This is a genomic window from Extibacter muris (assembly GCF_004345005.1).
GTDB classification, from domain to species: domain Bacteria; phylum Bacillota; class Clostridia; order Lachnospirales; family Lachnospiraceae; genus Extibacter; species Extibacter muris.
This window is the reverse complement of record NZ_SMMX01000021.1, coordinates 34,141-47,687: the sequence shown is the minus strand read 5'-3', so window position 1 is coordinate 47,687 and position 13,547 is coordinate 34,141. Positions and strand designations below refer to the sequence as shown.

The following is a 13,547-nucleotide window of genomic DNA, read 5'->3' as shown; positions in this document are numbered from 1 at the left end:
CCCAAGGAGGCAACGATCATCCCCTCAATCTAATAAAACAATTATCTCCTATCAGACTGGAGATGTAAAGAAGTAGGTCTAAGGGTTTATAGGTATCCCTTGAACAACCTAAATACATTATACAAGGTGGCGGTCATCGGCCCGGATGCTACCCCGCCAGAGTCAAACGCAATGGCTGTAAATATCTTCGGAACGAAAAATGACAATACGATAGCCGCCACATATCCCGGTATCAGGAACCAGAGTATCGATATCCCCGTCAGTACCCTGACCATGGCAAGCCCCAGAGATACGGCCACTCCTATGGACAGGCTGTATCCCATCGCCCGGCCGGATATGGCGCCCGATGTCAGTTCCTCTACCTGCTCCATCAGCACATAGACAGCAGGCTCAGCCTTGACAATAAAGTATCCGATCACCATTCCTATCGGGATGATGATCCATCGGTATGGCAGACCTGCTATAATCTGACCGAGATAATTGCCGGCGGGCATAAATCCTATATTGACTCCTGTGAGAAACAGGAAGAGCCCGATATACGTAAAGACGATTCCTATTGATATCTTCAGCAGCGTCTTTTTCTTAAGATGAAGAGAAATAATCTGAAAAAACACAAAAAACAGGACGATAGGCAGCAGGGAGACCAGCATCTCTTTCATGTAATGCGGAAGCCCGGACGAAAACAGGCGCCACATCTCCACGGAATTGTCGGCATCAGGAATCGAGGTCTGCGTGTATGAATTACCGGTCGGATTATATATCATGCCGAGAATAAGCACTGCCAGAATGGGCCCTACGGAGCAGAGCGCAACGAGGCCAAAGCTGTCATTTTCCGCATGCTTGTCACTACGTACCGCTGAAAAGCCGATACCAAGCGCCATAATGAACGGTACGGTCATCGGCCCCGTCGTAACCCCGCCGGAGTCAAACGCGACTGCCAGGAAGTCATCCGGCACAAAATATGCCAGTACGAATACCGCAGGATACAGCACGATGAGCATATATGACAGCGGAATCCCAAACAGCATCCTCAGCACCGCCACCACCAGGAAGATGCCGACGCCTGCTGCTACCGCCACGATAAGCGTATAGTTCGGTATGGACGGTACCTGCTCCGCAAGCACCTGGAGGTCCGGTTCAGACACCGTAATGATAAACCCAAGGATAAAGCAGAGCAATACCACGATCCCCACCTTCTTCGTCTGGGTCATCCTCGTACCAATGCGCTCCCCCATCGGTGTCATGGCCATCTCCGCACCGAGCGTAAAGAACATCATCCCTAATATCAGAAGCACGGCCCCAATAATAAAAGCCATCAGGATGCTGGTAGGAATCGGCGCAATCGTAAAGCACAAAAAAAGCACGATCCCGATAATCGGCAATACAGCTCCCAATGACTCTTTTAATTTTTCATATAACTTTGTTTGGTGTACCCGCAATGTGCACCCTCGCCTTTCGTATTAGATTTAGTAGGTTTTAATTATAACACAAATCCACATTCCTGAAAAGTAAAGACATTATTAAGAAGCGCTTAAGAAACTTTCCATTTCTTTTAGGAATCCATCATACTTTAGACATAATTACCATTTATACTAAGAGTCAGATAGTTGAACAACACACAACTATCTCCCCCCTCATAAAGTAACGCGCCAGGCTTTCTGGAGCCGCACTTTACTCTCATTCCTTTAGATAACTATAACAACAACGAAACCCGCGGGCCGCAAGGCCGGCGGGTTTTCGCCGTCCACATTAGTTCTATTTCTTCCTGCGTATGCTGAACGCCAGTGTAATCAGGGGAATGAACGCAAGCAGGATGAGGAGAATATTTTTCCGTTTAACATCATTTTAATATACCCGTACGGCCCCTGTCCCTCAGCCATACCAATCGGAATGTGTGCGGCAAAACCTGATATGAGGCAGAGCGTTCCGGCAAGAGAGCATAGAAGCGCTCCTCTGTTCCGGCCATATGAAACTGACCTGGAAGTAAGAAAATACAGGGCAAGCAGCCCCAGTACAGCCGCCACAAGGAATATCTTATGGATTCTCCATGATGTGGCTGCCTTGCCTCCCTGCATATGCATTTCACGCAATCTATAAGCTCAATCCACTGGCTCCAGTATTGTGCATAGGTTCTACGGCCTTTATCTGTGACCGTATAATATTTTTTTGGTGCGCTTCTCCCTTCCCTGTCCTGCCACGCGGAACAGATATAACCCCCGTCTTCCAGCCGGTAAAGCACAGGATACAGCGTCCCTTCTTTCAAACGGAAGAATCACCTCCTCTGTGCTCCAACTCCTGAAGTATCTCGTAGCCATATGCGTCTTTCTCAACAATCAGTTTTATTACCGTCATGTCAAGACTGATTTCTTTTTATTCCCGGCTATTTTTCACTTTTCCAGCTTATGTTCTCCCCATCGCTGACGGCAGTGACCGTACCTAGCTGATCTGTCCGGTATATCTGTATATCTGCATCCTCCAGCCTGCTTATCACTTCCGCGTGCGGATGTCCGTATCGGTTATGCGTTCCACAGCTTATGACTGCCCATGTCGGATCTGTATCTTCCAGAAAGGCTTCCGATGTCGCCGTACTGCTCCCATGATGCCCGCATTTGAGCACATCACACTCCAGGCTGCTGCCAAAAGATTCAACCATAGCTTCTTCGGAAGGTATCTCTGCATCTCCGCACATGACGAACGATTTTTGTCCATGTGTCAGCTTGATTCCTACCGATGACGCATTCATATCATTCTCCTTTACCTCCTTCGGGCATAATATCTCAAAGGAAGCCTCTCCTAGCTCAAAGGTCTGTCCGACTTCCGGGTAGATGACCCCGATATCCATGGCCTCGATATCGTCCTCCACCTCTTCGTACGTCTTCGTGTCATTTGTGATATCCGGCATGATGACCTGCCCGACCTCCACACGCTCCATCACGTCGTCTGCCCCGCCTATATGGTCTGCGTCGGGATGTGTAAGTATCAGATAATCCAGCCTTTCGATTCCCTGCTCTTCCAGATATGCGGCCACCTTGCTTCCCTGCCCGTTATTGCCGGCATCAATCACCATACTGTGGCCAGATTCCTGGATAATCGTACAGTCGCCCTGGCCTACGTCCAGAAAGGTAACTTTCATCTCCCCCGCCACATCTTGCACGTCCCTGCCAGAAGTTCCCGTACCTGCAGCCGGTTGAGACAGGAAGGATACTGCCTGGCATCCCGACAGCAGCAGGGCCAGGCAGAGTACCAGACCGATATTCCTTACATTCTTCAATCTCTTTCCCCGTATCTGAGTACCCATGATAATCGCCCCTTCTTTTCAAACTATTTCTCACAGATTATCACAAGCGCACTTTTTTTTCAACTTACTTGAATATCACTCTTTTAAAACTGCACCCACCTGTGCTATAATAGGAATGCAGCAGTGGCCGAGTGGTCGAAGGCGTCAGTTTCGAAAGCTGAAGAGCCGAAAGGCTCCGGGGGTTCGAATCCCTTCTGCTGCGTTTTTTATTGCCGGTTCTGCCAACGCTTTTGTACTTTCTCTCTGGCTGTTACGTCTTTTCATGTCAGCAGGCTGCCAAAAATCTTTGTATTCTTTTCTTTACGTTTTTATCCGTATAGGCAATGCTCCTTCTCGGGAACATCTGGTTCATCTCATCGGCGACCTTTATATAAGAAAAATCTTCTATATAATAAAGACTGAACATAATACGCATCTCACTCTTTTCGATAGCTTCTATAAATCTTTCAACTTCCAGCGTCCTATCCAGAAACTCTACTTCACGGCATTCTAATAACAGCACCAGTTCCATCATCTTCTCCTGCTTCGCGCGAAACATTGATGGAGGGTATCCGGATACCCTTACACTGCCGCGGCCTCCATATCCTCTTGCCCCTTTCCCCTCATCGTATGCCGCGGATGCTTTTTTCATCTCATGCATCAGGCTGCTTATTCTGCGGCGCAGATCTTTTACCTCTGCTTTCATGGCCGCATATTCATTCAGAAGGTTGTTGTCCAATATCAATCATCCCCTTGCTTTTCATATATCCTTCAACCGTATAGCTTTCATAGGCCTTATGTACGAACTGTCTGGCGGCTGCCGCGTCTGGACGGCGGGCGGACAGTGCCCTGAGCCGGTCCTCCTTATCCATCCTGCATACAGTTCTGGTTCTTCTTTGTCTGTTCAATTTATCATCTCCTTTTTTTTGATTTTCAATCTGCTTTCTATTGTTTACAATTGGGTAGTAGGGTCGGGTAGAACAGGAGGCATTTATGGATAGAACGAGAGCTCTTTTACTGGACTTGGGGATACGCTCTACGATAAGAGGTTTTCATTTCCTGTTGTATGCCTTAAAGCTCTGCTTGCAAAATGAAGACTATCTTCTATCTGTCTACAAAGACCTGTATGTTGATGTAGCTATAAGGTTCGGCACTACCAGGGACAATGTAGAGCACTGTATCCGTACTGCCGTTTCCAGCTGCTGGTATAAAGGCAACCGGAATCTGCTCAACAGAATCACTGGATACGAGCTTAAGCACAAACCGGCAAACGGGGAATTCATCGACATCCTCTACAACTATTTAACACGGGAAGGAAGGCCTGCTTAGCAGGCTCTTCCCCATTCCCGGTTCATTTTTTATTTTTAAAATCTTTATATATACTTCATCTTGGCATCACAATTCTGTCACATTTCAGCTTTATATTAGTAAGCAAACAAGCGGCAGCGCTTTTCATATAGATTTTCTTTTTCATAACTTTTCCTTCTGCCAGAGCTGAACGCTCTGGCTTTTTGATTCCGTTTTTCTGTGCACGTTTTGTGCTCACTTATAAAGTACACGTTTTGTGCTCAATTGTCAAGCACATTTTGTGAGCTTTTTATTTGCTTTCAAGCACGATTCGTGTATAATACAGTTATATCAAGAAAGGAAGTGGACCGATGGCTGATTTTGCGAATGTATTGCGTCAGTTAAGAAACGAAAGAGGGCTATCACAGCAGGAACTTGCCCGATTGCTCGGCATATCCAAGAGTGCTGTCAATATGTATGAACGGGGAGAACGCCAGCCTAATTTTGAGACTTTGGAATTAATCGCTGATTTTTTTAATGTAGACACCGATTACCTGCTCGGCAGAACCAATACGGCCCGTATTGCATACCCGGATACGGTTGCCGCACATTTTGACACAGATGACCTGACAGAGGAAGAAAAGAAAGACGTAGAAAATTATATCGAATTTATCAGAGCCAAAAGAAGCCGAACGTAAGAAAAGTCCTGTTTATGATACAGCAGGCAGCTTATACTGGTAACAGGAGTTGATCAAATGAACAGATACGAAGAATAGTTAGGCGAAGCTGCAGCCGAGGGGATATCGATAGATGAGAACTATCCTTTTAGCGGAAAGACTTGTGGCCTGTATGTAGATAATAATATTGCACTCTCGTCAAGCCTGAACACGACAGAAGAAAAAGCCTGCGTCCTCGCCGAGGAACTTGGGCATCATCACACGTCCGTCGGCAACATCGTGGACCTTACGTCGTCCGGCAACCGGAAGCAGGAGCGGCAGGCACGGGTATGGGCATACAATAAGCAGATTGGCCTTAAGGGGCTTATCCGTGCCTATGAGCACAGATGCGCCGACCGGCATGAGACCGCCCGGTATCTGGAGGTTACGGAAGAATTCCTGCAGGAGGCGCTGGATTACTACTGCGGCAAATATGGCATCGGGACAATTGCAGACGGCTATTATATAATGTTTATCCCTAACCTGATGGTCGGCAAGATTGATTTTTCGCTGTAGACGACCCTTTTTCAGATTCTAAATTAATAATCGCTTAAGAATTTTTCGCTTTCTTTTATATTTTAAACATAATTTGGACACAATTTTACTATATACTAAAAGTCAGATAGTTGAACAACACACAACTATCTCCCCCCTCATAAAGTAAACGCACCGGGGAATGCTATTTCCCTGGTGTCGTACTTTACTCTCATTCCTTTAAATAACTATAACAACAACGGAACCCGTTAACCGGAAGGCTAACGGGTTCCGCCTTTTCATCTGTTATATTTCCTCACATCGTTCCGTCGGGTAGATTACTCCTTCTTTCATGACAAAAGCACAGTCGAGCAAGGCGTACGGGTCTGTCATCAAATCTCTCTTCCAGGCGGCAATATCTGCATACTTGCCTGGCTGCAGCGTTCCAATCTTATCCTCAAGCTGCAGGATTTCCGAATTGACCTTCGTAGCCGCGTGCAGCGTTCGGAACGTCCCCATGCCGCTTTCCATCCATGCCTTGAACTCATATCCGCTGTCATAGTTCTGGTGGGTCCCCACCATATCTGTCCCATATCCGAGCTTGCATTTGCAGTTCCTGATAACCTCACGCCCAGCCTGAAGCGCATCTTTATAATATTCCAGCTTTATTCTGTATTCTTCCTGCTTGGTCTGTATGAGCACCGGGTCGTAGTGGACCGCCTCCTCATATGGGCAGAATGTAGGCACGACATAGACGTCATTATCGATGATAAGCTGTGCCGTATCCTCATCCATCAGAGAACAATGCTCCATGCCGTCTATGCCAAAGCCTACCAGCTTCTTCATATGGTCTACGCTGTAGACATGAGCTGTCACCGTCTTGCCCCACTCATGGGCCGTGTTCATGACCGCCTGCAGCTCCTCGTCGTTCATCTGCAGCTGTGATGGATTGTCGTAAGGGGTAAAGAACCCGCCGGTCGCCATAATCTTAATAAAGTCAGCACCGTACTTAATCTCCTCACGGACAGCATTGACGAAGAAGTCCTTGCCGGCACCAAGCGTAGGACGCAGGTTCTGCAGTATCATGGACAGCTCCGGATTCCCGGCAAAGCCCTGAGACAGGTCTCCATGGCTCCCTGCGCCACACAGGAATCTCGGAGCCGCCACGATACGAGAGCCGGTTATGTAGCCTTTTTCAATCGCCCTTTTTACGTCCAATACCCCAAAGCCGTTGGACGTGATGCCGCCCGTATGGCGGATTGTCGTGAATCCGCGGGACAATGTCTTCTGGGCAGTACGGACGATCGCGATAGTCTTGGCTTCTTCGGACGTGGTATATACCTCTTCCCGAATCGTATGCCAGTCGATATAATCCATATGCATATGTGCATCTATCATACCGGGGGTGACCGTCGCGTCGGACAGATCCACAACCTCCGCCGATTCCGGACATATGATGCCCGGGCCTACCTCCTCGATCTTATCGTTCTTAACAAGAATCTTATATCCTTCTTTGAACTCATCATCCAGCCCGTCATACAGCTTACCACAAATAATATATGTAAGTCTATCCATAGTCTTCTCCTCTCTTACAGATGGCTCCTAGGCCTCTTTCTTTTCCTTATTCTTGCCGCTTCTGTAGTCCATCACGTAGATTACAACTGATATGGCAATTGCAATCAGCATGTAATATGCACTGTCTACCGCTGTAAAATAACAGAAGAACAGGCAGACGGCGAGGGGGGCGAGAAAATACAGAAACTGCTTCTTCCCTTTCAGTATCGTCTGCGCTACAAGCCCGCCGAACAGTGCCGGGACAACGTAGTCAAATGCAGGCTGGATCACCGGCGAACTGAGAACCGGCGCGAGCGGGGCCGCTATCACTACCCCCAGGGCCACTATGACCACCGTAGTGATATATAGAAGCTCCGCAGGCAATGACCGCCATCGAATGGCACTCGTCGGTGTTAGGCTTGATGCCTAAGGAATTGATCGTACCGATTGTGGCAGGCATCCTCAGGTTCGTCACATTCCCCGTAATGTATGACATATAAAGCGCCCCAGGCCCCATGACAGACATATAGCCTATCGTCTCCGCAGGCCAGTACGGAGCCATAAAAAGTAGCACCGCTATGAACCCCGGCCAGAGCAGCTTAAAATCAGGCCATAAGCCATACACCGCGCTGACCGCTATGGGAAATGCCGTCATCGCCACGAATAAAAATAAGCCATGACTCCGGCAAGGCATCCGCTCCCTATGGACAGGACGAGCTTCATATCAACCTTTTCCGCTTGCTCATATATCATCGAAATCGGCTTGATTGCCAGCGATGACCAGAGCACGCAGGCACTTCCTCCGATTGTCATGACCCATGCCGCGGCAACCCATCCGTCTACGCTGTACCCGTTTATCTGGAGCGTCTCTCCCACGCATTCAAGTGCCGTTGAAGCGGCATAAGTCTCGTAATAAGCAGAGCCGATGATAGACAGCCGCAGCCATGGAAGCGGCGTGCTGAGCAGGCTGAAGTCCCAGTTCAAGCGCATGCTTCCACGCCCTTTTCATAAAGATAAGGCGCTGAAGTATGACAGCCAGCAGCAGGACGCCTACCCATAAGAACATCCAGACTGCATTACAGATCTCTGTGTAAAGCATATTCCTTCCTCCAATCACTCTAAAGAACACATTTTTAGAAACCGCGGTTTGTTATAGTTATAATAATAACAATATATTATTATGATTGTCAATATAATTATCTTATTTATTGATTATTATTGTTTTATTTATCTGATTATATTTTTGTATAATGCTTTATTTACAGTTTTATCAGTGTTATTTTATATGGTTTTGGAGTCTGCTTTTACAGACCATAGTTTGTATTATCCATTCGGTTCTCAGGCTAGATACCCCAATCCTTACTAATCATCTGCAGCTTTACCATGTGAGGGTAGATATTGCCTGTGTTCATCAGATTTCCCGGCTTTCCCTGTTCGGCCACGGAACCATCTGAAAGCACAACCACTTTGTCCGCGCCGCTTACGGTACGCATGCGGTGGGCGATGACAAGTACGGTCTTATCCTTTATCAGCCTTGATAAAGCAGCCTGTATCAGTGTTTCGTTCTCCACGTCAAGGCTTGCCGTTGCTTCATCAAGCAATATGATGGGCGCATTTTTGAGGAAAGCGCGGGCGATTGAAATACGCTGCCTTTCGCCGCCAGACAGTTCACAACCGTTTTCCCCGATCATACTGTTGTAGCCATCCGGGAGCTTCACCGCAAATTCTTCACAATTTGCCAGCTTTGCCGCCGCGATCACTTCTCCATCAGTCGCATCCTTTCTGCCTATTCTGATACCTGTTTTGCCGTAAAGGACACGTCTTTTAATACGGTTTCCCCGGTGTTGTAGGCAAACCCTACATGGTCGAACACGATATCATAACCGTTATTCGTTACCCTGCTGCTGCCTGACTGAATAGGCTGGTCAAGGATTTCATTCATGCGGTTTATGTTTGTTTTTGTGGATATCACCGCAGCAAGATTTTGCAATGCACCCTCAAGCGGAACATACAATCTTGAAGCAGCAAGTAAAAACAGAAAGAACAGCGGAATATCAATCTCCCCGCGAGCAAGCAGCGTAGAACCCACAAGCGCAACCGTTGCTATTCCAAACTTTAATATCAGTGTCGAGGATACAACAAAGAGGGCAGTCCCAAGCTCTGTTATAATGTTCCGTTTTTCCACGTAATCAATTTTTTTGTCAAGCCCTGTCAGATAGCTTTTTTCCGCATTATTCGCCTTTAAGTCCTGTATACTTTCGATACACTCCTGCACACCGATTTCCAGCTCGACATTTGCCGCTACGGATTTACGATTGAAATATCCCTGTATGCGGGACGAGAAAAACGTGATTGCAAATGCAATCGGCAATACCCAGACTGCTGCCAGAGCCATGCGCCAATCATACGCAAAAAGACAGATGGCAATCAGCGTCGTCGAAATAAGAGAGCCCGCCAAAGCGGGTACATAATGGGAAAATGCCTGTTCAAGAGTAGCACAATCGCCCATAATGGAATTTGTCAAATCAGCAAGGTCTTTTTTTCCGAAAAAGGACAAGGGGATTCTGCGGAGCTGCTCTGCTAAGGATATACGCCTTACCCCGCTTTCCACATAAGTCGCTAAATAGGTAGCGTTATATTGAAACCATGTCGCGATAAATATAAGGCATAAGCAGCCTGAAACACCAGCCGCATAGAAAGCAATACGGCTTCCATTTACGCCCCCCTTCATGGTATCGATGATAAAGTTATAGAGAAGCCCGACAGGGAGCATAAAGGATATGTCCTGCAAAACGCAGGCAATACAGCCTTTTATCAAATCAACAGCCCCTTGCCTTGATAACGCAAAGCGTCTTTGCAATGTCTGAATCATGCTTTTGCCTCCTTTTCATTTTTCCCAATTTTCCATTCTGCCGCTTCGGAATAATTTTTCCACATTCGTGCAAATATGCCTTTTCGCTCTATCAGCCCGCTATGTGTACCGCTTTCAACAATCTCACCGTCTTGCAGCACATAAATGCAATCTGCGTCTGTAATGGACGATAGCCTGTGTGCAATCATAATCACCGTTTTCCCCTTTGAAAGAGAAGATAGCGCCCGCTGTATGCGCACCTCGTTGTCGGGGTCGGCAAATGCGGTCGCTTCATCAATAATCAAGATAGGCGCGTTCTTCAAAATCGCCCGGGCAATCGCTATGCGCTGCTGTTCCCCGCCAGACAAGTACACGCCTTCCCCGCCGACAACCGTATCTATGCCATCCGGTAATTTTTCGATAATATCCTGGCACTGTGCGGCTTGCAGAGCATGGGCGATTTCTTCGCGTGTCGCGTCAGGCTTTGCCATACGCACGTTTTCCAAAACGGATGCCTTGATAAGGCGGCTGTTCTGGAATACAAAAGACACCTTATTCATCAATGTCGCTTTCGGAATGTCACGTATGTCGATATTCCCTATCAGTATACGGCCTTTTTGCGGGTCGAAAAATCTTGTGATGATATTTGCAAGAGTCGTTTTGCCGCCGCCGGACGCGCCTACCAGTGCTACTACCTGCCCCGGCCGGACCCGCAGTGACACATCATTTAGTGCGTTATTCCCACCGTCACGGCCCAGGCCGCCCTCTCTGCCTCCATCGGTGTTATCCACCTTGTAGCTGTAGCTAACGTGTTCCAATGTAACCCCGTTGTCATTCGGTACATTGTTCACCTGGCTTTCAGATAGCGGCTTTTCGTTCAGCACTTCATCAATCCTGTTGACAGCGTCGCCTACAATCATTGCGTCCCCGCTCATGAACATGATTTTAGTGAGGGTCGTACCGATAACAGGCGTAATCACAATATAAAAGATAAGGTTCAGCAGCAGTTCATTTGTTACGCCGTCTCTCGTAAAAATAATGCCTCCTGCAATCAGAAAAGCGAATACGCCGTTGATTGCCGTTGTATAGAACATCATAGGCAGACGAAGCCCCTTCGTGTAGGCGATTACCCATTTTTCGTAATTGTCAATCGCGCCTCTGAAGCGTTTGAAAGAATAGATCGTCTGCCCGAAAGTCTTTACTACGGGTACGCCCCTTATATATTCAACGGCTTCATTTGACATATCGGAAAGCGCGTTCTGGTACTGCTCCATTCTCTGTGCCATGTCTTTTCCCGTCATCTTCATCATTATCAGAAATCCAAGCACAACGGGAACAAGGCTTAAAAGACCCAACCGCCAATCGAAAGCAAGCAGTAAAAAGAGCAGTCCTATGGGCGTGGCAATCGCCCCCGCCTTGTCGGGCAGCCTGTGTGCAAGATACGTTTCCGTGGCGGTACTGGAACTGTTTACGGTTCGCCGCAGCTTTCCGCTTCCATACTTTTCCGTCACTCCAATCGGCAGGGCAGCGATATGCCGCATAAGCTCCTTCCGGATATTAGCAGCAACCCGGAACGCAGCTATGTGCGAACACATCAAAGCGGCTATATACACAACGATAGAAATAACCGCAAACAATACGGCGGACCAGCCGTAGCGTGTAACATCCCCCACCCGTGAGAAGTCCGGGGACACTTCCAGTATGTCGTGAATGATACGCCATATATACCAAAATGGCACAAGAGCCAGCAGTGCGCTCATCACGGACAGTACCCAGGAAAGATAGGTCAATATCCTATACCCTCCGGCATAGCCCATCAATCTTGATGGATTAGACTGTTTTTTCATCTAAAAGAACCTCCTTGATAATTTTTTATGATATGAGGACAGAATTGCCGTCTTCAGATATCCTGGTCTAGCTAGTGTCGTTTTTCATAGTTAGTATTAACTAACTCTTGTTTAAAAATTATAGGGCCTATTGCCCCATAATTTTCATCCACCCGGCGGTGTAAAAAGCTCTCATTTCTTTTAGATAATGCTTCGCTTCTTCCAGCGGCATTTCATGTATGATCAACTCAAAAAAAGTATTAAACATTCCTGTAATCAAGATATGCTCCAGCCGTTCATCTATGGGTGGTGCGGGTCTGCCCAATTTTTCAAGCACCGCTAGATAATCATGTGTCCCCTTTGTCTCTAATTCCACCATTTCATCAATCAGTTTAGAAAACCGTGTTCCCTCTGAACAGCAGAGAATGAGCTTACATTCATTCAGATGTTCATAGGCGTACAAGAGCATCTCTTGCATACACTCGCCGGATGCAGAAGTCAGATTGTCTGGCTGTTCCTCCGGTGGAATGTCTGCAAATTCTTTCTGCGCCCTGCAAAAGCAGTCCAATAGAAAATTATAGTGTTCGCCAACTAGCGCTTCAAACAAATCCTCCTTGCTGCCATAGTAGCCATAGAACGCACCTGTTGTCACACCCGCCGTTTTGACAATGTTCCGCAAGGAGGCGGACTTAAAGCCTTTTTCAAGAAATTCATGCATAGCGGCTGAGAGGATTAGGTGCAATGTCGTCTGTTCTGTTTCAATCATTTGCTCACCCCTCGTTTATAACACTGTTATATAATATAGCAAAATATGGAATCTGTCAAGAGCCCACAGCCGGTAGACAGCTTGAATGGGGAAGATGGTTATCTGTCCGGTCTCATGAACTCTATATACAGATCAAAATCCCTTGTTCCATAATACCCTAGCGAAAAGCCCCCGTTTTGTACGCACCAGTCCATGATGATCCCACGCTCGAGGAGCAGCACATGGTGCGCCAGCTCTTCTACGGCCATGTCTCTGCGTATCTCCCCCTTCTCCTGGCCCTCCGCTATTATCCTGCGTACGAGCCGGTTATAATAACGGTCGGGGTTGAGAAAGCAATCCTGCTTCTTTTTTATGAGCTGCGACTGGTACAGCGCGGCCAGAAGCTCTGCGGAGACATTGCCCTCTATAAAGTATGAGACATACTGGCTCAGCTGCTTCAGCTGTACGAGGCTGTCCAGGCCCTTGTCTATATTTTCATAAAATTTCTCATATTCCCGGTCAAAGAATGAATACAGCGAATGCAGAAGCTCGTCCTTGGCCTTAAAGTAATAATAAAAGCCGCCTTTCGATGTATTTGCCTTTTTTATAATGTCATTTATAGTAGTCTCTTCATATCCTTTTTCATAAAACAGTTCCCATGCAGCAGCCTTTATCTCTTCTTTCAGGCCTGTCTTTTCTTTGTCTCTGTTCATTGGTACTACCTCCGTAATCCAGCTCTGTCTAAGAGATTCTAGTCTCAATGAGTATTATATCAGACTTTGGGGGGATTTTCAGCAGAACAATTTGTAGTGCACGG

14 protein-coding genes, 1 tRNA gene and 2 pseudogenes are annotated in these 13,547 nt (G+C 47.2%); 4 read left to right on the top strand and 13 right to left on the bottom strand.

What is annotated here, in order from left to right; translation table 11 throughout:
* Positions 1 to 86 precede the first annotated feature (86 nt).
* From E1963_RS17165 to E1963_RS17155, 4 genes and pseudogenes are all read right to left on the bottom strand, one after another.
* Positions 87 to 1,439: a DUF1538 domain-containing protein gene (locus E1963_RS17165; protein WP_243117785.1), complete on the bottom strand. Its 1,353-nt coding sequence runs from the start codon at positions 1,437 to 1,439 to the stop codon at positions 87 to 89.
* A 351-nt stretch (positions 1,440 to 1,790) separates the two neighbouring features.
* The gene (locus tag E1963_RS20845; RefSeq protein ID WP_243117784.1) at positions 1,791 to 2,075 is read right to left on the bottom strand and encodes a hypothetical protein; all 285 of its coding nucleotides are present in this window, start codon (positions 2,073 to 2,075) and stop codon (positions 1,791 to 1,793) included.
* A 107-nt stretch (positions 2,076 to 2,182) separates the two neighbouring features.
* Positions 2,183 to 2,239 (bottom strand): annotated as a pseudogene (locus E1963_RS23155) (hypothetical protein); the annotation flags it as partial.
* Between the two features lie 141 nt (positions 2,240 to 2,380).
* Positions 2,381 to 3,298, bottom strand: coding sequence for a ComEC/Rec2 family competence protein (locus E1963_RS17155; protein WP_132280658.1), 918 nt, complete (start codon positions 3,296 to 3,298; stop codon positions 2,381 to 2,383).
* A 117-nt stretch (positions 3,299 to 3,415) separates the two neighbouring features.
* On the opposite strand from E1963_RS17155, the gene E1963_RS17150 reads away from it, so the two are divergent.
* Positions 3,416 to 3,500 (top strand) — tRNA-Ser (locus E1963_RS17150).
* Positions 3,501 to 3,563: 63 nt separating this feature from the next.
* Here E1963_RS17150 and E1963_RS17145 read toward each other — a convergent pair.
* Together E1963_RS17145 and E1963_RS17140 are read right to left on the bottom strand one after the other, a co-directional pair.
* The gene (locus E1963_RS17145; protein ID WP_132280655.1) at positions 3,564 to 4,016 is read right to left on the bottom strand and encodes a hypothetical protein; all 453 of its coding nucleotides are present in this window, start codon (positions 4,014 to 4,016) and stop codon (positions 3,564 to 3,566) included.
* On the bottom strand, positions 3,994 to 4,185 hold the full coding sequence (locus tag E1963_RS17140) for a hypothetical protein (RefSeq protein ID WP_132280652.1): 192 nt from the start codon (positions 4,183 to 4,185) through the stop codon (positions 3,994 to 3,996). Before E1963_RS17140 ends, E1963_RS17145 begins: the two co-directional genes overlap by 23 nt.
* A gap of 85 nt (positions 4,186 to 4,270) precedes the next feature.
* Between E1963_RS17140 and E1963_RS17135 the strand changes: the two genes are divergently transcribed.
* The 3 genes from E1963_RS17135 (at position 4,271) to E1963_RS17125 (ending at position 5,796) form a co-directional block, all read left to right on the top strand.
* Entirely contained in the window at positions 4,271 to 4,606 is a 336-nt protein-coding gene (locus E1963_RS17135) for a sporulation initiation factor Spo0A C-terminal domain-containing protein (protein ID WP_132280649.1), read from the top strand.
* 329 nt (positions 4,607 to 4,935) lie between these two features.
* Entirely contained in the window at positions 4,936 to 5,262 is a 327-nt protein-coding gene (locus E1963_RS17130; protein ID WP_132280646.1) for a helix-turn-helix domain-containing protein, read from the top strand.
* Between the two features lie 102 nt (positions 5,263 to 5,364).
* Positions 5,365 to 5,796, top strand: coding sequence for an ImmA/IrrE family metallo-endopeptidase (locus E1963_RS17125; protein ID WP_243117787.1), 432 nt, complete (start codon positions 5,365 to 5,367; stop codon positions 5,794 to 5,796).
* Positions 5,797 to 6,060: 264 nt separating this feature from the next.
* On the opposite strand, the gene E1963_RS17120 is transcribed toward E1963_RS17125, so the two are convergent.
* The 7 genes and pseudogenes from E1963_RS17120 to E1963_RS17090 form a co-directional block, all read right to left on the bottom strand.
* Positions 6,061 to 7,329 carry an amidohydrolase family protein gene (locus E1963_RS17120; protein ID WP_132280643.1) on the bottom strand — a complete coding sequence of 423 codons (1,269 nt, stop codon included), beginning with the start codon at positions 7,327 to 7,329 and terminating at the stop codon, positions 6,061 to 6,063.
* A gap of 27 nt (positions 7,330 to 7,356) precedes the next feature.
* Entirely contained in the window at positions 7,357 to 7,692 is a 336-nt protein-coding gene (locus E1963_RS20840; protein WP_243117783.1) for a hypothetical protein, read from the bottom strand.
* Positions 7,693 to 7,959: 267 nt separating this feature from the next.
* On the bottom strand, positions 7,960 to 8,298 hold the full coding sequence (locus E1963_RS17110) for a DUF5058 family protein (RefSeq protein ID WP_330570878.1): 339 nt from the start codon (positions 8,296 to 8,298) through the stop codon (positions 7,960 to 7,962).
* A 353-nt stretch (positions 8,299 to 8,651) separates the two neighbouring features.
* Positions 8,652 to 10,180 (bottom strand): annotated as a pseudogene (locus E1963_RS17105) (ABC transporter ATP-binding protein).
* The gene (locus tag E1963_RS17100) at positions 10,177 to 12,006 is read right to left on the bottom strand and encodes an ABC transporter ATP-binding protein (RefSeq protein WP_132280640.1); all 1,830 of its coding nucleotides are present in this window, start codon (positions 12,004 to 12,006) and stop codon (positions 10,177 to 10,179) included. Before E1963_RS17100 ends, E1963_RS17105 begins: the two are co-directional and overlap by 4 nt.
* 127 nt (positions 12,007 to 12,133) lie before the next feature.
* Positions 12,134 to 12,751, bottom strand: coding sequence for a TetR/AcrR family transcriptional regulator (locus E1963_RS17095; RefSeq protein WP_132280637.1), 618 nt, complete (start codon positions 12,749 to 12,751; stop codon positions 12,134 to 12,136).
* Between the two features lie 98 nt (positions 12,752 to 12,849).
* Entirely contained in the window at positions 12,850 to 13,443 is a 594-nt protein-coding gene (locus tag E1963_RS17090) for a TetR/AcrR family transcriptional regulator (RefSeq protein ID WP_132280634.1), read from the bottom strand.
* Positions 13,444 to 13,547: the final 104 nt, after the last annotated feature.